This window comes from Pseudomonas sp. LS-2, assembly GCF_003605735.1.
In the GTDB taxonomy this organism is placed as follows: domain Bacteria; phylum Pseudomonadota; class Gammaproteobacteria; order Pseudomonadales; family Pseudomonadaceae; genus Aquipseudomonas.
In genome coordinates this window covers 41261-64006 of sequence record NZ_QXTJ01000016.1, presented here as the reverse complement: position 1 = coordinate 64006, position 22746 = coordinate 41261, and the positions used below count along the sequence as shown (strand labels likewise).

22 protein-coding genes, 1 tRNA gene and 2 pseudogenes are annotated in these 22746 nt (G+C 60.5%); 17 read left to right on the top strand and 8 right to left on the bottom strand.

The window, feature by feature from the left end; all coding sequences use genetic code 11:
• Window positions 1–106: 106 nt before the first annotated feature.
• A complete protein-coding gene (locus tag D3M70_RS11005) occupies window positions 107–613 on the top strand; it encodes a multidrug/biocide efflux PACE transporter (protein ID WP_120125797.1) in 507 nt (168 codons plus the stop codon).
• A 104-nt stretch (window positions 614–717) separates the two neighbouring features.
• Here the strand turns inward: D3M70_RS11005 and D3M70_RS11000 are convergent, their stop codons facing one another.
• Entirely contained in the window at window positions 718–1593 is an 876-nt protein-coding gene (locus D3M70_RS11000) for an alpha/beta fold hydrolase (RefSeq protein ID WP_120125796.1), read from the bottom strand.
• Between the two features lie 233 nt (window positions 1594–1826).
• Here D3M70_RS11000 and D3M70_RS10995 point away from each other — a divergent pair, with 233 nt between their 5' ends.
• Both D3M70_RS10995 and D3M70_RS10990 read left to right on the top strand, forming a co-directional pair.
• The gene (locus D3M70_RS10995; RefSeq protein WP_120125795.1) at window positions 1827–2264 is read left to right on the top strand and encodes a carboxymuconolactone decarboxylase family protein; all 438 of its coding nucleotides are present in this window, start codon (window positions 1827–1829) and stop codon (window positions 2262–2264) included.
• Between the two features lie 114 nt (window positions 2265–2378).
• Complete coding sequence (locus D3M70_RS10990) at window positions 2379–3212, top strand: PhzF family phenazine biosynthesis protein (RefSeq protein ID WP_120125794.1); 834 nt, start codon at window positions 2379–2381, stop codon at window positions 3210–3212.
• A 3-nt stretch (window positions 3213–3215) separates the two neighbouring features.
• Here the strand turns inward: D3M70_RS10990 and D3M70_RS10985 are convergent, their stop codons facing one another.
• Together D3M70_RS10985 and D3M70_RS10980 are read right to left on the bottom strand one after the other, a co-directional pair.
• Window positions 3216–4367: an MFS transporter gene (locus D3M70_RS10985; RefSeq protein ID WP_120125793.1), complete on the bottom strand. Its 1152-nt coding sequence runs from the start codon at window positions 4365–4367 to the stop codon at window positions 3216–3218.
• A gap of 315 nt (window positions 4368–4682) precedes the next feature.
• Entirely contained in the window at window positions 4683–5324 is a 642-nt protein-coding gene (locus tag D3M70_RS10980) for an HD domain-containing protein (protein ID WP_120125792.1), read from the bottom strand.
• A 259-nt stretch (window positions 5325–5583) separates the two neighbouring features.
• On the opposite strand from D3M70_RS10980, the gene rarD reads away from it, so the two are divergent.
• Window positions 5584–6468 (top strand): EamA family transporter RarD, encoded by an 885-nt coding sequence (gene rarD / locus D3M70_RS10975; protein WP_120125791.1) that lies wholly within the window; start codon window positions 5584–5586, stop codon window positions 6466–6468.
• Window positions 6469–6567: 99 nt separating this feature from the next.
• On the opposite strand, the pseudogene zapE (D3M70_RS33025) reads toward rarD, so the two are convergent.
• Together zapE (D3M70_RS33025) and zapE (D3M70_RS10970) are read right to left on the bottom strand one after the other, a co-directional pair.
• Window positions 6568–6731 (bottom strand): annotated as a pseudogene (zapE, locus tag D3M70_RS33025) (AFG1/ZapE family ATPase); the annotation flags it as partial.
• A gap of 1 nt (window position 6732) precedes the next feature.
• On the bottom strand, window positions 6733–7641 hold a 909-nt coding region (gene zapE / locus D3M70_RS10970; protein ID WP_256659808.1), incomplete at its 3' end, for a cell division protein ZapE.
• 552 nt (window positions 7642–8193) lie between these two features.
• On the opposite strand from zapE (D3M70_RS10970), the gene D3M70_RS10965 reads away from it, so the two are divergent.
• The 3 genes and pseudogenes from D3M70_RS10965 (at window position 8194) to D3M70_RS34155 (ending at window position 12035) form a co-directional block, all read left to right on the top strand.
• Window positions 8194–9636: a SulP family inorganic anion transporter gene (locus D3M70_RS10965; RefSeq protein WP_120125789.1), complete on the top strand. Its 1443-nt coding sequence runs from the start codon at window positions 8194–8196 to the stop codon at window positions 9634–9636.
• A gap of 461 nt (window positions 9637–10097) precedes the next feature.
• A pseudogene (locus tag D3M70_RS34160) lies at window positions 10098–11177 on the top strand (cache domain-containing protein); the annotation flags it as partial.
• Window positions 11178–11297: 120 nt separating this feature from the next.
• Window positions 11298–12035, top strand: coding sequence for a methyl-accepting chemotaxis protein (locus D3M70_RS34155; protein WP_375232954.1), 738 nt, complete (start codon window positions 11298–11300; stop codon window positions 12033–12035).
• 112 nt (window positions 12036–12147) lie between these two features.
• Here D3M70_RS34155 and D3M70_RS10955 read toward each other — a convergent pair whose 3' ends face one another.
• Both D3M70_RS10955 and D3M70_RS10950 read right to left on the bottom strand, forming a co-directional pair.
• Window positions 12148–12708: a cysteine hydrolase family protein gene (locus D3M70_RS10955; RefSeq protein ID WP_120125787.1), complete on the bottom strand. Its 561-nt coding sequence runs from the start codon at window positions 12706–12708 to the stop codon at window positions 12148–12150.
• A gap of 39 nt (window positions 12709–12747) precedes the next feature.
• A complete protein-coding gene (locus D3M70_RS10950) occupies window positions 12748–13689 on the bottom strand; it encodes a LysR family transcriptional regulator (RefSeq protein ID WP_120125786.1) in 942 nt (313 codons plus the stop codon).
• 120 nt (window positions 13690–13809) lie between these two features.
• On the opposite strand from D3M70_RS10950, the gene D3M70_RS10945 reads away from it, so the two are divergent.
• The 10 genes from D3M70_RS10945 (at window position 13810) to D3M70_RS10900 (ending at window position 21806) form a co-directional block, all read left to right on the top strand.
• Window positions 13810–14559, top strand: coding sequence for a 3-oxoacyl-ACP reductase family protein (locus tag D3M70_RS10945; RefSeq protein WP_120125785.1), 750 nt, complete (start codon window positions 13810–13812; stop codon window positions 14557–14559).
• Between the two features lie 165 nt (window positions 14560–14724).
• Window positions 14725–14814, top strand: a tRNA-Ser gene (locus tag D3M70_RS10940).
• 360 nt (window positions 14815–15174) lie between these two features.
• Complete coding sequence (locus D3M70_RS33950; RefSeq protein WP_305955079.1) at window positions 15175–15669, top strand: helix-turn-helix domain-containing protein; 495 nt, start codon at window positions 15175–15177, stop codon at window positions 15667–15669.
• A 66-nt stretch (window positions 15670–15735) separates the two neighbouring features.
• Window positions 15736–16164: a DUF4124 domain-containing protein gene (locus D3M70_RS10930; protein ID WP_120125784.1), complete on the top strand. Its 429-nt coding sequence runs from the start codon at window positions 15736–15738 to the stop codon at window positions 16162–16164.
• Window positions 16165–16287: 123 nt separating this feature from the next.
• Window positions 16288–16686 (top strand): nuclear transport factor 2 family protein, encoded by a 399-nt coding sequence (locus D3M70_RS10925; RefSeq protein ID WP_120125958.1) that lies wholly within the window; start codon window positions 16288–16290, stop codon window positions 16684–16686.
• A 186-nt stretch (window positions 16687–16872) separates the two neighbouring features.
• On the top strand, window positions 16873–18375 hold the full coding sequence (locus D3M70_RS10920; protein WP_120125783.1) for a cytosine permease: 1503 nt from the start codon (window positions 16873–16875) through the stop codon (window positions 18373–18375).
• A 177-nt stretch (window positions 18376–18552) separates the two neighbouring features.
• Window positions 18553–18846 carry a DUF6388 family protein gene (locus D3M70_RS10915; protein ID WP_081567232.1) on the top strand — a complete coding sequence of 98 codons (294 nt, stop codon included), beginning with the start codon at window positions 18553–18555 and terminating at the stop codon, window positions 18844–18846.
• 146 nt (window positions 18847–18992) lie between these two features.
• Window positions 18993–19682 (top strand): crotonase/enoyl-CoA hydratase family protein, encoded by a 690-nt coding sequence (locus tag D3M70_RS10910; RefSeq protein ID WP_120125782.1) that lies wholly within the window; start codon window positions 18993–18995, stop codon window positions 19680–19682.
• A 305-nt stretch (window positions 19683–19987) separates the two neighbouring features.
• Window positions 19988–20764 (top strand): 1-acyl-sn-glycerol-3-phosphate acyltransferase, encoded by a 777-nt coding sequence (locus tag D3M70_RS10905; RefSeq protein ID WP_120125781.1) that lies wholly within the window; start codon window positions 19988–19990, stop codon window positions 20762–20764.
• Window positions 20765–20834: 70 nt separating this feature from the next.
• The gene (locus D3M70_RS10900) at window positions 20835–21806 is read left to right on the top strand and encodes a magnesium and cobalt transport protein CorA (RefSeq protein ID WP_120125780.1); all 972 of its coding nucleotides are present in this window, start codon (window positions 20835–20837) and stop codon (window positions 21804–21806) included.
• A gap of 37 nt (window positions 21807–21843) precedes the next feature.
• Here D3M70_RS10900 and D3M70_RS10895 read toward each other — a convergent pair whose 3' ends face one another.
• The gene (locus D3M70_RS10895) at window positions 21844–22566 is read right to left on the bottom strand and encodes an amidotransferase (protein ID WP_120125779.1); all 723 of its coding nucleotides are present in this window, start codon (window positions 22564–22566) and stop codon (window positions 21844–21846) included.
• Window positions 22567–22746: the final 180 nt, after the last annotated feature.

Below are 22746 nucleotides of genomic sequence, written 5' to 3'. Positions count from 1 at the left end.
ACAGGTTTGCTCTTTCACCCATCGGTTTTTCCGATGGTAACGATTTTCACTTTAGTCCATCGCACGCCGACAATGCACGCCTGCCCCGCAACAAAGTGAAATGGTCATGTCAATTGGCGTCATCTCTCAAACGAAGACCGCGAAGTCGGCCGTCCCTGCCAAATCCATCAAGGAACGCGCGTTTCATGCGTCGCTGTTCGAACTCATTGGCGTGGTGCTGTTTGCACCGGGACTGGCCTGGGTGCTCGGCCAGTCGCTGGGCAAGATGGGCGCGATGACGGTGATGATTTCAACCGTGGCAATGCTCTGGAACATGGTGTTCAACGCAGGCTTCGACCGGTTGCGTCGGCGCATCGGCTTTGCCATGAGCCTGAAGGTTCGGGTGCTGCACGCAATCGCGTTCGAAACCGGCCTGATCATCGCAGTCGTGCCACTGGCCGCGTGGTGGCTGTCGATCAGCCTGTGGCAGGCGTTCCTGCTGGATATCGGCCTGTTGCTGTTGTTCCTGCCGTACACCCTGGTGTTCAACATGGCGTATGACAAGGTGCGGGAGCGGATTGTGGCGCGCAGACTCGAAAAGCACAGACCCATGCACGGCCCAATGGAGCGTTGACGCCGATCCCCCGTAGCAGCATGGCTTGCCGGCGGAGGCGTTTCCGAAAACGCTACCGCCGGTAAGCCGTGCTGCTGCGGGGAGGTATGAACCTAAGCCACCTTTCACTGCAAAAACGGCAACACCTCCGCCAACAACGCCTCGGGAATTTCCTCCGCCAGATAATGCCCGCCGGGCAGCGCCTTGCCGCGCACGTCAGTAGCCACTTTGTGCCACTCCTTGAGCGGCTCGAAGCATTTGCCCACCGTCCCTTCGTCACCCCACAGCACCATCAACGGCAGGGTCAGATGATTGCCCGCGGCGATGTCCTCACGGTCGTGGTCCATATCGATACTGGCGCTGGCGCGATAGTCTTCGCACACGCCGCGGGCCGCGCCCGGCAGGCTGGCACACCGCACGTATTCGGCGAATGCTTCATCGGTAAACGGTGTGAGCCCTGCGCTGCGGCTGCCCATGACGCTGCGCAGGTAGCGCTCGGGATTGGCCTCCAGCAACGTTTCGGGTAACGGCGCCGGACGAATCAGGAAAAACCAGTGCCAGTAGGCGCGCGCAAAGGCTTCGTTGGTCTGGCTGTACATCGCCAGGGTTGGCGCGATGTCGAGCAACGCCATGCGCGTGACCGCCTGTGGATGATCCAGCGCCAGTCGGTGCGCCACCCGAGCGCCACGGTCATGAGCCAATATCGAAAACGTCGGCAACCCCAGTTCGCGCATCAGCTCGACCATGTCGCGGCCCATCTCCCGCTTCGAATAGCTGGAATGGTCCTCGGTCGCCGGCGGTTTGCTGCTGTCGCCATAGCCGCGCAGATCCGCCGCGACCACGGTGAAATGCTGACTCAACTGTTCGGCGATCTTGTGCCAGATGACGTGGGTCTGCGGGTGGCCGTGCAGCAGCAACAAGCCCGGACCGCTCCCGCCGATCCGGTAGGCGATCTGTACACCGTTGACCTGGCGCTGATCTTTCTGAAATCCGGCAAACATGGATGGCTCCTTGTGAGTTGTTGTTAGAACTGGCGCACATGCTAAGTCGCTGAGCGTGTGGGACAAGGCCCCAAACGTGGCCGGCCCGTTCATGAAACGTGTTCCAGGGAGGTGAGCGGCGCAATTGGTCTCCCGCAATCCCGTTTCATTGGCTATTCGGGCTTGCAACCTTCAAGCGTAATGTAATCCCACAGCAACGCACTTCTCCTTCAACTTCCTTCGGAACACACGTCATGAGCAAGAGAATCGCCTGGGCACAAAAGTCGCCGGAAGCCTACAAAGCCATGGTGGGCCTGGAAATGGCACTGGGTAAATCCGGCCTGGACAGCTCGCTGCTGGAGCTGATTCGCCTGCGCGCTTCGCAGATCAACGGCTGCGCCTACTGCGTCAACATGCACGCCAATGATGCCCGCAAGGCCGGTGAAACCGAAGCCCGTCTGCAGACCTTGAGCGTCTGGGAAGAGACCCACTTCTTCAGCGAAAAAGAGAAGGTCGTGCTGGCCTGGGTCGAAAGCCTGACTCAACTGTCGATTCACCACGCACCACAGCATCAATACGAAGCCCTGCTGGAGCATTACAGCGAGGCCGACGTCGCCAACATCACCCTGGCAATCGCCACCATCAATGCCTGGAACCGTTTCGGTGTCGGTTTTGCGATGATTCCGGAGTGATCATGGCCCTTGCATCAATCGCCTGAATCCAACGCATAAGCACTTTTGGTTGGTGTCCGTCGCCCGCTTCGACAACAATTGCGCCACTTTCCCACGGCGCAAGGGCACTCGAACATGGCAATGGACATCCGCAGGCTTTCAGCCTTTTCCGACGCAGACCAGGGCGGCAATCCGGCCGGTGTATGGATCGGCGAAATCTTCCCCGACGACGCGACCATGCAGGCGGTTGCGGCTGACGTGGGGTATTCGGAAACTGCCTTTGCCGTACCGCAAGACGATGGTTTTCGCGTGCGTTACTTTTCCCCCGAAGCCGAAGTACCGTTCTGCGGACACGCCACCATCGCCCTCGGTGCGGCGCTGGCCGAGCATTTCGGCGATGGGGTTTTCAAGCTGCAACTGAACGAAGCGCAGATCAGCGTCGAAGGCCGAAAACAGGGCCGATTGACCGCTGCTGCGCTGCAATCCCCGCCGACCCACAGCCAGCCCGTCAGCCGCCCATTGCTGAGCGAGGCCATGAGCTTGTTCGACTTGCAGGCCGAAGACATTGATCTGCGCATTCCTCCCGCTTTGATCAACGGCGGGGCCCAACATCTGGTGCTGGCCGTCAACCGCCGCGAGACGCTGAAAGGCATGCGTTACGACTTCGAAACCGGCCGCCGTCTGATGGTCCGCGAAGGGCTGGTGACCCTCCTTTTGGTGTTCGCTGAAACGTCCCGCCTGTTCCATACCCGCAACCCGTTCGCCTTCGGTGGCGTCTACGAAGACCCGGCCACCGGTGCTGCCAGCGCCGCCTTTGCCGGTTACTTGCGTGACATCGGCTGGGATCACGGCGGCGTCATCGACATCGTGCAGGGCGAAGACATGGGCTGCCGTTCGCGGATCCACGCCGAGTTCAGCGACGTGCCCGGCAGCTCGATTCGCGTGTCGGGCACTGCGCGAGCCATCTGAGTTTCAGACTTTCAGGTAACGACCGCTGATAGCCACGCCCAGCAGCATCACGGCAATGAGCAGGAAGGCCACGCCCAGGCTGCTGAGGTGCGCGACGAAACCGATCCCGGCCGGGCCCATGAGGATGCCGATGTAGCCCAACGTGGTGATAGCCGGAACGGCGACGTTTTCCGGCATGGTCTTCTGTCGCCCGACCGCGCTGTAGAACACCGGCACGATGTTGGAGCAACCGATCCCCACCAGCGCGTAGCCACAGAGCGCGGCCTGCCAGTACGGGATCAGCGTCGCCACGGCCATGCCGACTGCAGCGCACAATCCGCCGAACAGAATAATCCGGTGCACACCCAGGCGCCGCACGATGGGGTCGCCGCACAAGCGCCCGATGGCCATGGCCAGCGCGAACACTGCGTAACCGAAACCGGCGTAGGACGGTTCGACGCCACGTTGGGCACTGAGGAACACCGCGCTCCAGTCGAGCATCGCGCCCTCGGTGAGGAAAACGGTGAAGCACATCAGACCGATGAACAGCACCACGCCGTGAGGGATCGCGAATGCGGGGCCTCCGGCCTGACTGCCATAGCCGAGCATGTTCGGGCCAGCCTTGTACAAGGCGATGGCGATGAACACAGCGACCAGCGTCATCGTCAGCCACGGCCAGACGCCGACGCTCAGCAGCGCCGAAACCCCTGCGGCGCCGACAATCCCGCCGCAACTGAACAGGCCGTGAAAGCCGGACATCATGGTCTTGCCGCTCGCGCGCTCGACGATGATCGCCTGAATATTGGTGACACACCCGAGCGCGCCCATGCTCGCACCGTAGACGAATAACGTCGCAACCATCAACGGCACACTGGTGAGAGTGGCGAGCAAGGGAAGGCACAGACAGGCGATGCTGCCGCACAGGATGATGAGCCGCCGACAGCCGTAGCGAACGGTCATCGCTCCCGCCATAGGCATGGCGATGATCGAGCCGATTCCCAGACACAGCAGCAACAGGCCAAGGTTGGCGTCGTCCAGCCCCATGCGGCTTTTGGCATAGGGCACAAGGGGCGCCCAGGCGGAAATGCTGAAACCGGTGATGAAATAGGCGACGCGCGTGGAGAACTGTTCCAACCGACCCGGAACGGTGGGCGCTGCGGTACTGATGGACGTCATTGCCGCTCCCTAGAAAACCAGCCCGCCCATCATGGGCCGACAAAAAGAGAGCCTAACAAAGGTTGGCGCAATGCCGAAGAAGGGATGCTGAGGGATTTGGCCTCAGGAATGCCTCAACCCCCTGACGCCATAACGATCTCTGCTGATCGTTCCCTCGCTCCGCGTGGTGATAAATCCTGTGACGCTCAGCGTTACCCTAAGTGGGCGCGGAGCGTCGAGGGCGGCATTCCCACGCAGAGCGTGGGAACAATCAGGCGCGTCTGGCAGGCGCGTCTGGGCCGGTTGCCGGCGCCCGGTTCAACAATGAATCTCCCGTTACGCCTTCCACGGCGACGTGCGGATGATCTCGACGAAGTTCATCGGCTTGAACTTCGCATCTTCATCCACCAGCACATCGGCGTTCACGGTGCCGAAGGTGGTGTCCGGCTTGTGCCTGAAGCCATTGGCGAAGGCGCACAGGATGCACTCCTTGAACGCCTCGCCACGGGGGTGAGCGTGGGTCACGACTTCCCGTTGCTCATCGCTGAACTGGTCGTAGTTGATACCCAGCACGTCCATTTCGACGCCAGCGGTCACCAAGGCCACGTTCGGACGCAGATGCTCGGGAACCCCCGGCGTGGTGTGCAACGCGATGGACAGCCAGACCTGCTCGAGATCACCTTCGGACAACCCGAACGGCCTGGCAAAGGCGCGGGCAGCGTTGGCACTGTCCACTTCGAAACGCAGGTCCGGGCTGCTGTGTTTTTTCACCAGGCCCAGGTCATGGAACATCGCGCCGACGTAAAGCTGTTCGGCGTCGTACTTCAGGCCTTTGCGCTCACCGGTCAGCGCGCCCCACAGGAATACGCGACGTGAGTGGTTGAACAACAGGTCGTCTTCTTCGTCGCGAATGTATTCGGTGGTGGCGCGGGCCAGGGCACTGTCGGGGATTTTGATACCGGCGATTTCTTGAGTCATGGAGGTCTTCCTCGATTGATCGCGCCGGTCTGGCGCGTTGAGGAAAAGTCTGAGGGACAGCCGTTTTCGGCTCAATCGGCACGCGGTCTCGTTCTCTGCCAAACGTGCATCGTTTACTGCCAGGCCATCTGGCGTTTACCAGAATGCGAGCGAACGCCCGAGGAACGTTCAGATAAACTATGCGCCGCTTTCCCCTACACGATCCGGCCATCAGAGCCCGACGTATTCACTTCCCAAGCATCGAAACCAAGGAGACCCTGTGTACAAGGGTGTTGCGTTATCGGTCATGGCCTCCTGCCTCTTCGCGGTCATGTACTTCTACACCTCATTGCTGAAACCCCTCAGCGGTGAAGAAATATTCGGCTGGCGCATGCTGCTGACCCTGCCCTGCGTGACGATCTTCATGCTCAGCAGCGGTGACTGGAAAATGGTGCGGACACTGACGGCTCGCCTGCGTCACAACCCCGCTCTGCTCGGCGTAAAGATGTTTTCGGCCCTGTTGCTGGGCGCGCAGTTGTGGCTGTTCATGTGGGCACCGCTGCACGGGCGCAGCCTCGAGGTGTCGCTGGGCTACTTTCTGCTGCCACTGACCATGATCCTCACCGGCCGTGTGGTCTACGGCGAACACCTGTCGCGCCTGCAAAAAATCGCCGCGTGCCTTGCGCTGGTGGGCGTGGGCAACGAGCTCTTCAGGCTGGGCAGCTTCTCCTGGGAAACCTTGCTGGTGTGTCTGGGCTACCCGGTCTATTTCATCCTCAGACGCAAGTTCAAGACCGACAACCTGGGCGGTCTGTGGTGGGACATGCTGCTGATCCTGCCGGTCGCAGTGCTGTTCATCTGCAAGGGCAACCCTTCGGTGGTCGAGCAGTTTCCGCGTTTCTATCTGCTGATTCCGGTGCTGGGTGCGATCAGTGCGCTGGCGCTGGTCAGCTACATCCTGGCCAGCCGCCTGCTGGCGTTCAGCGTGTTCGGGCTGTTGAGTTACGTCGAACCGGTGCTGCTGGTCGGCGTTGCGCTGTTGCTGGGCGAGTCCATCGGCCGCGACGAATGGATGACCTATCTGCCGATCTGGCTGGCGGTGATGGTGCTGGTGGGTGAAGGCGCCAAGCATGTGTTGGCGCAGAGGCGCAGGAATCAAAGCTGACTCGATCCCCGTAGTCGTCCGGCTTGCCGCGGCAGTGATTTCAGGGGCCCCACCGCCGGCGAGCCGAACGGCTAGGTAAGCTAACCGCGGCCTGCCCCATCAATGCCCGAACCGCGCCAGTTGCATCTCCTGCAACCGGCTCAGGGTTCGGCGAAAGGCGAAGGCCAGGTAGCCCTCGGTATACAGTTCGTGCATCGACATCGCGGCCTCGACATACAGCGGCACCTTGCGGTCGTAGCACTCGTCCACCAGCGCGATGAAACNGGCGACCACTTGCTCGACGCCGTCTTCGGTGCCGCGAGCAATACGACCTTCTCGCTGCGGTGCGCTCAAGGCCGGGACGTCGCTCAGCAACACCGCCTTGTAGCGGTCGCATAACTCGATGAAGTCCATCGCCGCCAGCGGCTGCTCGCACAGGTCGGCATACCGACACCAGATCACGGTCCTGCTGCAACGGACTACCTTCACATGACGACGTCCGACCGGCACCGGCTGAATCGACACCGTTTCGCCGCTGCTCAGGTCCTCGAACACCTGGAGCAACGCGCTCGGGCCGCTATCACCGGTCACCCAGTAGCGCTGCTGCGCCTGACCCGGATGCAGGCGATGGTCTTCACCGCCGTCCACCGAGACCACGTTCATGTAGTGATTGATCGCCGTGATCGCCGGCCCGAAACGCTCGCGATTGTGCCCCGTGGAATACAACTGCTCGGGCAGTTGGTTGGAGGTGCAGATCAGCACCACACCTTCCTCGAACATCGCCCGCAACAGGCCGCCGAGAATCACTGCGTCGCCGATGTCATTGACGAACAGCTCGTCGAAGCACAATAGGCGCACGTCCTGCCCCAACTCGCGGGCGAGCACCTCAAGGGGTTTGGGGACGCCGGTCAGCTGAAACAGGCGCTGATGCACCCAACGCATGAAGTGATGAAAATGCTGACGCCGGGCCGGGATCTGCACGTTCTCGAAGAAGCGGTCCATGAGCCAGGTCTTGCCGCGCCCGACCGGGCCCCATAGATACACGCCCTTGGGCATGTCGTGGCGCGAGCCGTCGCGCAGCGCCAGCCAGCAATCTTCTAGCTTCTGCGCGGCCTGACGCTGCGCCTCGTCCGGCTGAAAACCCTGTGTGTCGAGCGCCTGCTGCCAGGCTGCTAGTGGGGAAAGCGCACTCATCTGAAACCGGTCATCCCGTGCTGGAGGAAGCGTCGTGGCGTCTGGAGTACGAAGCTCCCAGCAGATTGAAACAACGACGACGCGAGCAGGAGATTGACTGAGGCAGGGTAATGTCTGAGCGCGGCAAGCATCCGTGTTCTGTCCTTCAAGGATTTTAAGTGGGGTCAGCAGAAAGCATTCAAGCCCGATATCGTTACACAATCGCGGTTGACTGGACACTGAGAAGATTTCAGCTGCACCCAGGGCGCTTCTGATCGCAACCGTTGGTTTGGCGCGAACGCCTTTGATTCTGCCCGAAGGGCGTGGGGGCTCGGTTTACCAGCGATCGGCCGGGAACCGGCAGCAAACCCTGACGACTCAATACACCTGAAACGACGAGGTGTCTGATTCGACTGCCGGTTCCCGGCAGATCGTCAGCAAGCGGGACTCCCACGCCCTCCGGGCAGAAACAGATCGGCGGTGCGGCTGGCTCTACCGTCTCACATTCCGTAACATTCCCTCTTTTTCGCCCGCGGTGGCCGTCCAAGGGCCGCTCCGTCATTCAGGTAACCCATGAAACCCGCCCGCTTACGCGCCGACGTCCTCGCCGGACTCACCACCTCATTCGCCCTGGTGCCCGAGTGCATCGCCTTCGCCCTCGTCGCTCACCTCAACCCGCTGATGGGCCTGTATGGCGCCTTCATTATCTGCACCCTGACCGCGCTGTTCGGCGGCAGGCCGGGCATGGTTTCCGGTGCTGCGGGCTCGATGGCCGTGGTGATCGTCGCGCTGGTGGTGCAACACGCCGTGCAATACCTGCTGGCGACGGTGCTGCTCGGCGGCCTGGTGATGATCGCGTTCGGCCTGCTGCGGCTGGGCAAACTGGTGCGGATGGTGCCGTACCCGGTGATGCTCGGCTTCGTCAACGGTCTGGCCATCGTCATTGCCATGGCACAGCTCGAACACTTCAAAAGTGGCGATACCTGGCTCAGCGGCACGCCGTTGTACCTGATGTTGGGGCTTGTGGCGTTGACCATGGCGGTGGTTTACCTGCTGCCGCGCCTGACCCGCTCGGTGCCGCCTGCGCTGGTCGCCATTCTCGGAGTCGGTCTGCTGGTCTACCTGTTCAACCTGCCGACTCGCACCCTGGGCGACATGGCCCATATCGCCGGTGGCCTGCCGGGCGTGTCGGTGCCGAGTGTGCCGTGGAACCTCGACACGCTGTACATCATCGCGCCCTATGCCGTGCTGATGGCCCTGGTCGGTCTGCTGGAAACCCTGCTGACCCTTAACCTCACCGATGAAATCACCGAAAGTCGCGGCTACCCGGATCGCGAATGCGTCGCCCTGGGCGTGGCCAACATGGCGTCCGGTTTCTGTGGCGGGATGGGCGGCTGCGCGATGATCGGCCAGACCGTGATCAACCTCAGTTCCGGCGGGCGCGGCCGAGTGTCGGGCATCGTCGCCGGGGTGATGATTCTGATGTTCGTGCTGTTTCTGTCGCCACTGATCGAGCGCATTCCACTGGCCGCGCTGGTCGGGGTGATGTTCGTCGTTGCCCAGCAGACCTTCGCCTGGGCGTCGCTGCGGGTATTGCGCAAGGTGCCGCTGAACGATGTGCTGGCGATCATCGCCGTGACCATCGTCACCGTACTCACCGACCTGGCGACGGCGGTGCTGTTCGGCATCCTGATCGCCGCCCTCAATTTCGCCTGGCAGCAGGCCCGCGAGCTCTACGCCGACAGCCATACCGAAGCCGACGGCAGCAAGATCTATCACCTGCACGGCACCCTGTTCTTCGCCTCGACCACCCCGTTTCTCGATCAATTCGATCACGTGGGCGACCCGGAACACGTGACCCTGGACTGCCGTCATCTGAGTTTCGTCGACTACTCGGCGATCGCCGCGCTGATGACCTTGCGCGAGCGCTATCAGAAAGCCGGGAAACACCTGCGCGTGATCCACCTGTCCGAGCGCTGCAAGAAACTGCTCAAGCGTGCGGGTGTGCAGCACTGATACGACGCCACACTCGCGAGATCGATGCAAAACCGGTGGGTGCCGGTTGACAGGAACGGGTTCATCTGCGCGATTGGCGTGATGTCTCTGGCTCACTGCCTGCTTCCATGCGATCGCATACCTTCTCTGGCGCAGCCCCCCGACAACGCCCGTTGTCCGCATGGCCAATCGAGCGTCAGGCGAATGGCAAAATCAGGGCGATGTTCCCGGCCACTTGCCACATTTGTGCGCACCTCAGAGCCTCATCGATACAAAAGTACCCAGACTTTGTACACAACAGTCCTCTGAAACCTGATTGAAACAATCCGCCGAGCGGTCTTGAGTCAGTATTTCTGGAGCGTGCAAGGGTTTTACCCCTCATAAGCTGACCACTTGGTCAGCTTGATGGCCCGCTTATTGCTCCTGGCGAGCTACCCGCACTGTTCCATGGTGGTTGTGCGTTTGTATTTGCGGAGTTTTCTATGCCTGTCTGGCGAAAAAGTATTCAGTGGCAACTGACCCTGAGCATGGGTGCGGCGCTGGTCATCAGCAGCCTGATCGTCATCGCGATCTATGCCTTCGCGCTGAACAAACTGACCGACCGCTATTTGCTGCAGCAAGCGATGCCCGCCAGTGTCGAAGCGATCCGCAACGACCTCGAGCGCCTGCTCGCCGCGCCACTGACAGCAGCCAGCGACATGGCCGACAACACGCTGGTCTCCGACTGGCTGGGCAATGGCGAAGACGCCGCGCAACAGCCGTCGTTCATTCGTTATCTGGCGAAAATCAAAGAGCAGCACAACGCGTTGACCACCTTCATCGTTGCCAAAGAGAGCGGCCACTACATCACCAACAAGGGCGCCGATCGCACCCTGCTCCGCGGTCCGGCAGAAAACAACTGGTTCTACGGATTCCTCGACAGCAACAAGCAGCGCTCGCTGGACATCGATATCGACGCCACGACCAAGGTGCCGACGCTGTTCATCAACCAGCGCATCGAGCACAACGGCACCGTCGTCGGCGTCGCCGGTCTGGGTTTCAGCATGAGTGCGCTGTCGCAGATGGTCCGCGACTTCCACTTCGGCAAAGAGGGTCAGGTGTATCTGGTCAGCGCCGATGGCCGGATCAAGGTCCATCCGAACGCTGACTTCAACGACCACCAATCCCTGACTCAGTTGGTCGGCGACAGCGCGGCCCGCACCTTGTTGAGCCAGAACGGCAACGGCCAGGCGCTGGAATTCGAGCGCAATGGCCTGGCGTATGTCGCCGTCGCCAAACCGGTGGATTCGCTGGGCTGGACGCTGGTCAGTGAAGTACCTCTGGCCGAAGTCTATGGCCCGGCCAAAGACGCGCTGACCACCATTTCGGCGATCAGTCTGGCCGTGGTGCTGTGCTTCCTCGGCTTCGTGGCATGGATCGCCCGTGGCATCGTGCGGCCGATTCAGCAGGTCACCACCGCGCTGGTCGACATTGGCGGTGGTCAGGGTGATCTGACCCGCCGTCTGGACGACAGCCGCGCCAACGAACTGGGCGACCTGGCCCGAGGTTTCAACCGTTTCATCGAAAGCCTGCGGCTGCTGATTGGCGACGTCCTGCAGACCAGCGAACAGCTGCGTCACAGCGTGGTAGATGTGGCGCGCGTGGTCGACAGCACCTCCAGCCGTGCGCTCAAACAACAGCAGATGACCGACATGGTCGCCACGGCTGTTCATGAGATGGGCCTGACCGTGCAGGAAATTGCCCGCAACGCCGGCGCCGCTGCCGATGTTTCGCGTAATACCCATCAGGAGGCGGTGTCGGCAAAAAGAGTGGTGGGCGAATCCATCGGCCACATCCAGAGCATGTCCGATGGCGTGGGCACTGCAGCCGGTGCGGTGGAAAACCTTGCCACGCAGATTTCCACCATCGACCAGGTGCTCAGCGTGATTCGCAGCATCTCCGAGCAGACCAACCTGCTGGCGTTGAACGCCGCCATCGAAGCGGCACGCGCGGGCGAGATGGGACGAGGTTTCGCGGTGGTGGCCGATGAGGTGCGTACCTTGGCGGGCCGCACGCAAAGCGCGACATCTGAAATCCAGCAGATGATGGGCGAGCTGAAAAGCGGCGCCGATCAGGCGGTGACGTCCATGCGTGCAGGACAAGCGGCGACCGGGACAGGCGTGGAAGCCAGCCGCAGAACCGGCAATTCGCTGGACGCGATTGCAGGCCACGTCGAAGAACTGACCGACCGCAACCACCAGGTCGCTGCGGCCACTGAGGAACAAAGCACCGTCACCGAAGAGATCAACCGCAACGTGCAAGGCATTGCTGATCTGGCGCAATCGACGGCCAGTGACGTCAAGGCCTGCCGCGAGGACTGCCAGAAACTGTCGCAAAAGGCCGAACACCTGGCGGCGCAGATGGCGCGATTCAGGCTGTAAGCGACCGTGATCGTCCCCATGCTCTGCGTCGCGGTGGACGCAGAGCGTCCAGCAAGGCATTCCCACGCTGGAGCGTGGGAACGATCATCAAGCGATTCACCCACTGACCGCGCTACCCCAGGCTGCGCAAAATCTCCTCAGTCCCCACCACCTGCGCATACTCCCCGTGCAGGTTGGCCAGCGACATCCCGTGAATTTCCTCGGCACTGCGCGGATGGCCGAAAAAATCCGCCCCCTCGAAGGTGTAGCAGGCGTCATGGGGCACGATCACCTCAAACCCCAGATTGCCGCCGGTGCGCGCGGTTGACTCCACCGAGTTGTTAGTCACTACGCCGACAATGATCACCTGTCTGATCCCGTCCGCCCGTAACCAGCCCTCCAGCGCCGAGTGACAAAACGCATCCGGCACCTGCTTGTGCAACTCGCCTTCCCCGTCCCACGGCAGGAACTCGGGCTGAAACTCGACGCCTGATTGCCCGGGCCAGAACACCGAGTCGGGCTCGCGGGAAAAGTGCCGAACATGAATCACCGTCCGCTCGGTCCGGCGCCATGCTTGCAGCAGCGCCAGCATCTGCTGCTCTGCGTCGGGATTGTTGCGCCGCCCGAGTTTGGGGTGATGAATGCCTTGCTGCATGTCGATGATGATCAACGCAGCTTTGCGATGGATTTCCACTGTTGCTCTCCTTAAACCACGGAGGCCGCCGCTGCCTCTTTAGCGGTCCGGCCGGGCTTGAATAGCGCTGAAATGCTGCGCCAACTGTTGTTCGGCAAACTGCTCGATGATGAAATCGACGAACGCCCGGGTCTTGCCGGGCAGCATTTTGTGTTCGCTGTAATAAATCGAGATATTGCCATCTTCGACATACCAATCGGGCAATACCCTCTGCAACGCCCCGCTTCTTATATGAGGCAATGCGAACGGCATGCTGACCAGTGCGACACCCAGCCCTTGAGCGGCGGCACGACAGGCTGCTTCGGAATCGCTCAGGGTCATGCGCGCTTTGAGCCGCAACGGCGTTTGCTCCTGACTGCGATGGGACAGCGGCCAGGAGCGTATGCGCCCGGTTTGCGGCGAGCGGATCAGAATGCCCTCGCATTCGCTCAAGTCATCGGGATGCTGCACCGCTGAATGCGCCTTCAGCCAGTGTGGTGACGCCACCAATATTCGATGCGCGGGGGCCAGCTTGCGCGCAACGACGCCCTGGGGCAGATCGAAACCTCCGCCAATCGCTGCATCGAACCCCTGCCCGATCAGGTCCACCTGCCGGTTATCGAAATGCCAATCCGGGGTGATCGCCGGATAACGTCGCAAGAACTCGCCCAACAACGGCACCACATACAGACAGCCAAATATCGTACCGACACTGACCTTCAGCGTCCCCGCAGGACTGCCCTGGGCACTGGCCAGATTGGCCACTGCGTTCTGGATGGTATTGAAGCTGGCGCGCACCTCTTCGAGAAATCGTTGCCCGGCTTCCGTCAATGTCAGCCGCCGCGTACTACGCTGGAACAGCCGCACGCCCAGCCTCGCCTCGAGTTTGGCCACGCTCTTGCCCACCGCCGCCGGCGTCAGGCTCAGACGCCGCGCCGCCTCCGCGAAGCTGCCGACCTCGGCACTGCGCACGAAACACTCGATGCTGGAGAAGTTTTCCATCGCACTCATTCACAACTTCTGGTTTACACAGACTATAGCGATTACCGGCTACCGAGAACCTAATCCGCGACAGATACTGACGTCCATCCACTCACTACCCCATGGTTACAGGAGATCGACATGACTCACCCAACCAACCTCATCGGCAAAGTAGCACTGGTTCAAGGCGGTTCTCGCGGCATCGGCGCCGCCATCGTCAAACGTCTGGCCGAACAGGGGGCAGCGGTTGCCTTCACCTTCGTCAGCTCCGAAGACAAGGCTCGCGCACTGCAGGACGAAGTCACCTCCGCAGGCGGCAAGGCCCTGGCGATCAAGGCCGACAGCGCCAACGAACACGCCATTCGCGGCGCAGTCGCCAAAACCGTCGAAGCCTTCGGTGGCGTCGACATTCTGGTGAACAACGCTGGCGTCCTCGCCATTGCTCCACTGGAAGAGTTCAGCCTGGAAGATTTCGACCGTACTCTGGCGATCAACGTGCGCAGCGTGTTCATCGCCAGCCAGGAAGCCGCCCGCCATATGAAGGAAGGCGGCCGCATCATCAACATCGGCAGCACCAACGCCGACCGCATGCCCTTCGGCGGTGGCGGCGTCTACGCCATGAGCAAATCGGCACTGGTCGGTCTGACCAAAGGCCTGGCCCGCGACCTCGGCCCGCGAGGCATCACCATCAACAACGTACAACCAGGGCCGGTCGATACCGACATGAACCCCGCCGACAGCGATTTCGCCGCGTCGCTGATGGGGCTGATGGCCGTTCCCCGCTACGGCAAGTCCGAGGAAATTGCCGCGATGGTCGCCTACCTCGCAGGCCCCGAAGCAGGCTACGTCACCGGCGCCAGCCTGACCATCGACGGAGGCTTCGGCGCCTGATTACCAGCATTGCGCTAGCCACACCTGGCCCCGGATCTTTGCAGGAAGCCGGGGCTTCGTGCTTTTCTGCTTAACCGCATGAAAATTCTGAAAAAAAGTTTTGCCTTCATAAGAACTTTCGACTACATTAGCGCGCCTCGACAGACTGAACGTCTGAAGAGATACGGTGAAGTGTCCGAGTGGCTTAAGGAGCACGCCTGGAAAGTGTGTATACAGGAAACTGTATCGAGAGTTCGAATCTCTCCTTCACCGCCAAATTCGATGCAAGCAAAACCCCTGAGATTCCTAGAGAACTCAGGGGTTTTTCGTTTCCGGCCCATCGTCCAAGGCCCATACGCCCATTAGCGCCTACCATCCAAATGGATGGCTCATCTATCCAGCGCGACACATTTGCGACCCTCTTTCAACATCCTGTTCATTTACTGGCCGCAAACCATCGGAAACCATGTCATCCCTTCGAATGAGCAGCTAAGGTCTATCCGTTACTTTCCACTTTGGGAGTAACTCCTTAGTACGAGGCTATTTTTGAGTTAAATCCTCCAGCCCGTATTCCGGCCCCCATTGCGCGTCCTACCAAAACGAAAACCAGGGCGCGGATTTCGCAGGAGTAGGTTGATGAATGGTATTGGCAAACGTCTGAGACAGGAAAGGAAACGGTTGAAGCTCACGCAGAGCGCCCTGGGAGCCATAGGGGGCGTCGAAGCCAACGCTCAAGGCCATTACGAAAGCGGACAACGTCTCCCAAGAGCCGATTATCTGTTCCGTATAGCCGCCGCCGGCGTCGATATCAGCCGTGTGGTCACGGGAATCGATTCTAAAAACAGATTGGAAGTGCCCATGCTGCCGCTTCTCGCCCACGACCCGGGTGGCTACAGCGACGAGGACAGTGACAGCGCTGAAAGTGTAGTCAGGATCATCGGTCAATTGCGCCAGAGCCTTTGGGTGACGGCCAACGCGCTCTGCGAAGTGACGCGACTGATCGATTCAAAAGAGCAGCAAGCCACCGTCGATCACGTCGAGGATCATCTGCGGGTACTTCAAGGAGACGCCGACATGTTCGTCGCTCTGGCGTTGGCCAGAGTGCAGAAGGCCAGCCACGAGACCCATTGAGCCACAGCAGGCCCGCTGACATCACCCTCCCGCAGTGGTAGCCTTGCGCCACACAGGGAGGGGTTTATGGGACGGTTTGCAAGCACGATGGCACTGTTCGCCATCTTTATCTGCGGCACGGCGAATGGAGAAGTGTTCAAGTGCATCACGCGTGACGGCAAGGTCAGCTTTGCTTCGACGCCTTGTCCGGACTACGTCGGCGAGGCCATGGCACAACGTCCTGGCCAGCGCCTTTCCAGCGATTGGGAGGAGGCGGACTATCCCCATCGCGTGAACAAGAATGCCGTTGAAATTCTGCAGATCAGCCGACGCAGGCGACTGATCATTACCAACGAGAAAGAAATCTCTGACCACATGCAGAGTATTCGCCCCCCGCCACCCGGCATCCCTTCGGTCTGTGTAGCGCCCGTTTACAACAGCGCCTGTTTCGATCCGTCCGGGGGCAAGGTTCGCCAACCCGCCAAGGGCAGCTTGTTCAATTCGGGCGGGCATTGAGTCGCCGGCCACGCGATTACTTTTCTTTTTCCTGAACTAAGTATTTATCGGCAACGATGTTACCGAGTGTGAGAGCTGCATACAGTCATGACCCATCGCCAGAATCACAACAACGAGCCGGCCATGACTTCTTCCCGTCACCTCAAAGAACACGTACAGCAAGCGGCCAACGATCTGATTGCTGCATTTGCCAGTAACGACACCGACGCTTACTTCGCAGCCTTCAGCGAAGACGCGACTTTCCTGTTCTACACCCTCCCCGCCCCGCTGCTGTCTCGCGCCGCTTACCAGAAAGTCTGGAAAGGCTGGCAAGCGGACGGATTTGCCGTGCTCGACTGCCAGTCGAGCAACGTCAATATCAGTGTTCAGGGCGAGGCGGCGATCTTCATGCACGACGTCGTCACGCGCGTGCGGTTCGGCATTGAAGAGAGCCTGTTCCACGAACGGGAAACCATCGTCTTTCGCCACGACGGCGGTCGCTGGCTGGCCTGTCACGAACATTTGTCGACCCAACCGCAATAACCCGGCGAGCGCTCCGCCAGAGAGCGCCGCTTCGTTTAAAGCCCGATAAACACCACGTTCAATACAGCATTCGAGGTCGCCTTTGCGGCCACTGCCAACGCCACGAACGGACTCGTTCCGATCGACAATACGGGCCTGCACTCGATGCCGGCCTCATAACAACACGACAGCGCGCAGGATTACGTCATGTCTCACCCCACTACCACTATCGAAACCTTCGGTGTCGAACAGATTCCGGACAGTCAACGCGATGCATCGCCCATTGACCTGTTCCGCCTGACGTTCGGCGGCGCCAATACCTTCGCCACCGCCGTGCTCGGCAGCTTCCCGGTGTTGTTCGGCCTGTCGTTCCAGGCCGGTGTCTGGTCGATCATTCTGGGCATCGTGCTGGGCTCGATCATTCTGGCGCCGATGGGGCTCTTCGGCGCCCTGAACGGCACCAATAACGCGGTGTCTTCGGGTGCCCACTTCGGCGTTCATGGGCGAATCGTCGGATCATTCCTGTCGCTGCTGACCGCTGTCGCGTTCTTCTCGCTGTCGGTATGGAGTTCCGGTGACGCCCTGATCGGTGGCGCCAAGCGCATGGTCGGCCTGCCGGAGAATGACCTGACCCTGGCCGTCGCCTATGGCGTATTCGCCGTGCTGGTACTGGTGGTGTGCATCTATGGTTTTCGCTTCATGCTGTGGGTCAACAAGATCGCCGTGTTCGCCTCCAGTCTGCTGTTCCTGCTGGGCATCTTCGCCTTCAGCGGCAGTTTTGACGCGGGCTTCGCGGGCACCGTCAACCAAGGCACCGAAGGCTTCTGGGCCGCGTTCATTGGCGCAGCCCTGTTGGCGATGAGCAACCCGGTGTCGTTCGGCGCGTTTCTCGGCGACTGGTCGCGCTACATCCCGCGCACTACCTCGAAGAAACGCATCATGGCCTCGGTCTTCCTGGCGCAGATCTGCACCCTGATCCCGTTCCTGTTCGGTCTGTGCACCGCAACCATCGTCGCCACTCAGGCGCCGCAGTACATCACCGACAACAACTATGTGGGCGGTCTGCTGGCGGTGTCGCCAAGCTGGTTCTTTTTGCCGGTCTGCCTGATTGCGATCATTGGCGGCATGTCCACCGGGACCACCTCGCTGTACGGCACGGGCCTTGATATGTCGAGCATGTTCCCGCGCCTGCTCAATCGCGCTCAGGCGACGATTCTGATCGGCATCGCGGCGATCGCCTTCATCTTCATCGGCCGTTTCGCCTTCAACCTGGTGCAAAGCGTGTCGACCTTCGCGGTGTTGATCGTCACCTGCACCTCGCCATGGATCGTGATCATGGTGCTGGGGCTGATCATCCGCCGTGGTTTCTACCATCCGGCCGATCTGCAAGTGTTCACCCGCGGTCAGAGCGGTGGTCATTACTGGTTCGAACACGGCTGGAACTGGCGCGGTCTGGGCGCCTGGATTCCGAGCGCGGCGATCGGTCTGTGCTTCGTCAACCTGCCGGGGCAATTCGTCGGCCCGCTGGGCAATCTGGCCGGCGGCATCGACATCAGCCTGCCGATTACGCTGGGGCTTGCGGCGCTGCTGTATATCACCCTGCTGCGCACCTTCCCGGAGCCGGTCGGCGTGTACGGTGACCATGGCCCGCATCCGTTGCTCGGCGACAATGCCCACCGCAACGTGAAGAAACCGATGGCCATCGGTTGAGTTTCCGACAGCGATCAAACAAAGGGCTCACCCGCAGGTGGGCCTTTTACATTTCCGACACCGACCAACGGACTACACTCGGCTGGCATGAGTCAGTTACATGTCGCACAATCGACCCTCACGTCAGCATCCCTACAACAGAACATGTCAGCTCGAACCACAGGAGATCTACCTCACATGAATAAAGAAGAATGGATCGAAGCTGCGCTGCCGAATTACATCCTGACTAACCCGGCTTTGCAGGAAGAGATATCAGGCCTTAGCCAGAAGGACCAGGAAGACCAGATCCGCTGGGCTTTTGAGGACGAAGCAGAGGCTTTGAGCATCGAAACCTGGGAATTGGCCTTGAGCTTCAGCAACAAGCCAGAGGAAGAAGTGAAGGCGCTCCGGCTGGCTGTTCACAAGGAGGCTGCCGAGGCGTTGGATATGGATTGGGATGAATACTGCGCACTGAACGCTGTCGCGGTATAACACCCGGTTCACCCTCCTTCGGGCCGCAGCCTTTCTGCCCTGCGCGCGGCCCGAAATCCTGACTTGTCGGTCACCCTTTCTGCTTTACCTCGCCCCCTCGTGTGGGTAACGTCTGCGCCACTTCAAAACAATAAGGACTCGTCCCCATGAGTGATTTGGTCGCGTATCAGCTGGAAGACGGCGTCGCCACGTTGACCCTGAGCAACGGCAAGGTCAATGCCATCAGCCTTGAGGTGATTGCAGACTTCAACGCCGCGCTGGATCAGGCCGAAAAGGACCGCGCCGTGGTGATCATCACCAGTGGCCCGGGCATCCTTTCCGGCGGTTACGACCTGAAAATCATGACGTCGAGCCCCGAGGCGGCAATGGATCTGGTCGCTGCCGGTTCGACCCTGGCCCGTCGCATGCTCTCGCACCCTTTCCCTATCGTCGTCGCGTGCAGCGGTCATGCCGTTGCCAAGGGCGCATTTTTGCTGCTGTCGGCCGATTACCGCATCGGTGTGGACGGCCCGTTCAGCATCGGCCTGAACGAAGTGCAGATCGGCATGACCATGCACAACGCCGGTATCGAACTGGCCCGTGATCGCCTGAGCAAAAGCGCCTTCGGCCGTTCAGTGATCAACGGTGAAATGTACGACCCCAGAGGTGCCATGCAAGCAGGGTTCCTTGACAGGGTCGTTGCCCCCGAGGAGCTTACCGACGCTGCCCGCACCGTGGCCCTGCAGTTGAAGAAGATCAACATGAAGGCCCACAAGCAGACCAAGCTCAAAGTGCGCAAGACGTTCCTCGAGAAGCTGGACAAGGCCATCGAACTGGATCGTCAGCATCAGTTTTGATGCCCTCTTCGGTGACATCGGCGGCAGATTCTCGGAAGCAGGCCGGCTGGCCGGCGGAGTGATTCAAATACGCCACCGCCGGCGAGCCGGACGGCTACAGGGTCAGGCCATGCAGCTTCGATGGAGCTGATCCACCGTTTTCACCAGCAAGCCGGCGCCCGACGTGAATGGTCTGCGGCTTGCCGACGAATGCGTCTACTGAAACATTCGGTTAACTTCGCCCATCACCGCCTGTCTGCCCGGTATTTGCCGAATTAAGTGCACATCCGTACACTGCGCCACCTTTTGTCTACTGAGTGGTCTGCATGCTGTTTGTTCTGCGTATGTTGCTGATGGGGGTGCATTTCGTCGTCGCCGGTGCGCTGGGGCTGTTGCTCGGCATCTGCCGCCCGTTCAACCCGGACAACAGCCGCCTGTGTGCCCGACTCTATGCGCTCCCCGCGATGTGGATCCTGCGTTTGCGCCTCAAAGCCGAAATGGGCGCGCAGTTCGACAACGCACGTCCCTGCGTCATCGTCTGCAATCACCAGTCCAACTACGACCTGTTCATCCTCGGTAACATCGTGCCGCCGCGCACGGTCTGCATCGGCAAGAAAAGCCTGAAATGGGTGCCTTTCTTCGGGCAACTCTTCTGGCTGGCAGGCAATGTGCTGATTGACCGGGGCAACCCGCTGCGTGCTCGTCTGTCGATCCGCAAGACCACCGAGACGCTGCAAAGCAAGGACACTTCCATCTGGGTCTTCCCCGAAGGCACGCGCAATCTGGGTAAAGGCCTGCTGCCCTTCAAGCGAGGCGCCTTCCAGATGGCCATCGATGCCGCAGTGCCTATCGTGCCGGTGTGCGTGAGCACCTATGTGCGCGATATGCGCTTGAACGCCTGGGACACTGGCCGGGTGATGATTCGTTCGCTGCCGCCCATCTCCACCGTCGGCATGACCGCCGATGACATCCCGCAGTTGATCGAGCGCTGCCACGCACAGATGCAGGCCAGCATCGAGCAGATGGACGCGCACTTGCACGCGCCCAAAGCCTCTCCCCAAACCGTTGCTGAACAGTTGGCACAAAACCCGCGAACTCCTTGAATTTCGCTGACTCTCAAAAAGGAGACCGCGCTAAGCTGCGTGTCAGTCCCCTTAGAAGAAGCGAATCATCATGGGCCGAGTCGTTGCTGCCGCGGTTTACAGCGCCGGAAAGAAAGTCACCAATATCACCCTCGACGAGGGCGCTGCCTGGGCCGCAAAGCCTGGGCACTTTGTCTGGATCGGCCTTGAGCAGCCCAACGCGCAGGAACTGGCGTCCCTGCAAAAGCAGTTCAACCTGCACGAACTGGCCATTGAAGACGCGCTGGAGGTCCACAGCCGTCCCAAGCTTGAAACCTTCGGCGACGCACTGTTTATCGTCACTTATGCGCCGATCCGGGAAAACGGCAAGCTGATCTTCATCGAGACCCACATTTTCGCCGGCAAGGGCTACATCATCACCTCGCGCAATGGCGACTCCAAATCCTATGGCCTGGTGCGTCAGCGTTGCGAAGCCCGCCCGCTGCTGCTGGAGCACGGCGAGGATTTCGTGTTGTACGCGCTGCTGGATTTCGTCACCGAGAACTACCAGCCCGTGACGGAGGCCATTCACTGTGAGCTCGAGGAGCTGGAACACAGTGTGCTGAGCACCGACCTGAACGAGGCCGACATCCATCGCATTCACAGCCTGCGCCGCGACCTGCTGCGACTGCGTCGCTACGTGGCACCCATGGTCGAGATAGGCGAAGAACTGCAGAAGCTCAGCTTTCCGTTCATCGACAAGAACATGCGCCCCTATTTCCGCGACGTGGAAATCCACGTCAAGCGGCAGATGGAAGACCTCGGCAACCTGCGGGACATCGCCAGTCAGACCATTGAGATCAGCCTGCTGCTGGAATCTTCACGACAGAGCCTGACCCAACGCAAATTCGCCGCCTGGGCAGCGATTCTGGCGTTCCCTACCGCAATTGCCGGTATCTACGGGATGAACTTCCAGAACATGCCGGAGCTGACCTGGCACTACGGCTACTTCGCCGTGCTAGGGGTGATCATCGGCGGGTGCGGGATTCTGTTCGCCAGCTTCAAACGTTCCGGCTGGCTATGAAGTGCACTGCTCTGGTGTAGCCGCACGATCAGAGAAATCAAACCACTTCAGGCTTGTTCGCCACGAACCGCATCATCCACTCCGCCACCGTGGTGCCGTGGTGATCTTCTTCGAGGCTGGCGATGCCCTTGCTGTACACCTGCTCACCCAACGCTTCCTGACGGATGTCGAGGAGCGTGCGCGAGTAATCGTGGATGAACTCCGGATGACCCTGGAAGCACAGCACCTGATCGTTGATGTGATAAGCCGCGAACTGGCAGAACTCGCTGGAGGCGATCACGGTTGCGCCTTCGGGCAGCGCAGTGACCTGATCCTGATGACTGATCAGCAGGGTCAGCTTGTCCATCGCCGGGCTCATCCAGGTCTGCGCCGGGGCCAGGTCGTAATGGTGGATACCCACGCCCCAGCCTTGCGTCGCCCGCTCGGTCTTGCCGCCGAGCAACAACGCCAACAGTTGATGACCGAAGCACACACCCAGCAGCTTGTCGCCGCGTGTGTAGCGCTCGAGCAGATACGTCTTGAGGGTCTGAATCCAGGGGTCGGTGCCGAAGGAGTCAGCCTTGGAACCGGTCACCAGATACGCATCGAAATGTTCATCTTCAGGCGGGTAGTTGCCCTGCATCACGTTGTAGACGACAAATTCGGCGGGGATCGGCTGACGCGAGAACAGTGACTGAAACATGCGCCCGTAGCCCTGATATTGATCGACCAGTTCCGGGCGAAGAACGTCGGTTTCCAGAATGCAGATGCGTAACGACATAGAAGTACCTGAAGCGACCAAGGCGAAAATGCATAGGCCCAAGCCTGCCTTGAAGCTTCAGGCAAGGCAAGGGCCGTTTGAGCCATGGTGCCGCGGGTAACTGAACGGGCGCTGTACCGTCACAAGATCACCACCTTGTAGCAGTCCGGCTTGCCGGCGGTGGCCTTTGGAATCGCTACC

What these genes read in the sequence shown, in the direction of transcription:
- D3M70_RS11005 (WP_120125797.1), top strand. Translation starts at nt 107, where the DNA reads ATGTCAATTGGCGTCATCTCTCAAACGAAGACCGCGAAGTCGGCCGTC.
- D3M70_RS11000 (WP_120125796.1), bottom strand. Translation starts at nt 1,593, where the DNA reads ATGTTTGCCGGATTTCAGAAAGATCAGCGCCAGGTCAACGGTGTACAG.
- D3M70_RS10995 (WP_120125795.1), top strand. Translation starts at nt 1,827, where the DNA reads ATGAGCAAGAGAATCGCCTGGGCACAAAAGTCGCCGGAAGCCTACAAA.
- D3M70_RS10990 (WP_120125794.1), top strand. Translation starts at nt 2,379, where the DNA reads ATGGCAATGGACATCCGCAGGCTTTCAGCCTTTTCCGACGCAGACCAG.
- D3M70_RS10985 (WP_120125793.1), bottom strand. Translation starts at nt 4,367, where the DNA reads ATGACGTCCATCAGTACCGCAGCGCCCACCGTTCCGGGTCGGTTGGAA.
- D3M70_RS10980 (WP_120125792.1), bottom strand. Translation starts at nt 5,324, where the DNA reads ATGACTCAAGAAATCGCCGGTATCAAAATCCCCGACAGTGCCCTGGCC.
- D3M70_RS10965 (WP_120125789.1), top strand. Translation starts at nt 8,194, where the DNA reads ATGAAACCCGCCCGCTTACGCGCCGACGTCCTCGCCGGACTCACCACC.
- D3M70_RS34155 (WP_375232954.1), top strand. Translation starts at nt 11,298, where the DNA reads ATGACCGACATGGTCGCCACGGCTGTTCATGAGATGGGCCTGACCGTG.
- D3M70_RS10950 (WP_120125786.1), bottom strand. Translation starts at nt 13,689, where the DNA reads ATGGAAAACTTCTCCAGCATCGAGTGTTTCGTGCGCAGTGCCGAGGTC.
- D3M70_RS10945 (WP_120125785.1), top strand. Translation starts at nt 13,810, where the DNA reads ATGACTCACCCAACCAACCTCATCGGCAAAGTAGCACTGGTTCAAGGC.
- D3M70_RS33950 (WP_305955079.1), top strand. Translation starts at nt 15,175, where the DNA reads ATGAATGGTATTGGCAAACGTCTGAGACAGGAAAGGAAACGGTTGAAG.
- D3M70_RS10930 (WP_120125784.1), top strand. Translation starts at nt 15,736, where the DNA reads ATGGGACGGTTTGCAAGCACGATGGCACTGTTCGCCATCTTTATCTGC.
- D3M70_RS10925 (WP_120125958.1), top strand. Translation starts at nt 16,288, where the DNA reads ATGACTTCTTCCCGTCACCTCAAAGAACACGTACAGCAAGCGGCCAAC.
- D3M70_RS10920 (WP_120125783.1), top strand. Translation starts at nt 16,873, where the DNA reads ATGTCTCACCCCACTACCACTATCGAAACCTTCGGTGTCGAACAGATT.
- D3M70_RS10915 (WP_081567232.1), top strand. Translation starts at nt 18,553, where the DNA reads ATGAATAAAGAAGAATGGATCGAAGCTGCGCTGCCGAATTACATCCTG.
- D3M70_RS10910 (WP_120125782.1), top strand. Translation starts at nt 18,993, where the DNA reads ATGAGTGATTTGGTCGCGTATCAGCTGGAAGACGGCGTCGCCACGTTG.
- D3M70_RS10905 (WP_120125781.1), top strand. Translation starts at nt 19,988, where the DNA reads ATGCTGTTTGTTCTGCGTATGTTGCTGATGGGGGTGCATTTCGTCGTC.
- D3M70_RS10900 (WP_120125780.1), top strand. Translation starts at nt 20,835, where the DNA reads ATGGGCCGAGTCGTTGCTGCCGCGGTTTACAGCGCCGGAAAGAAAGTC.
- D3M70_RS10895 (WP_120125779.1), bottom strand. Translation starts at nt 22,566, where the DNA reads ATGTCGTTACGCATCTGCATTCTGGAAACCGACGTTCTTCGCCCGGAA.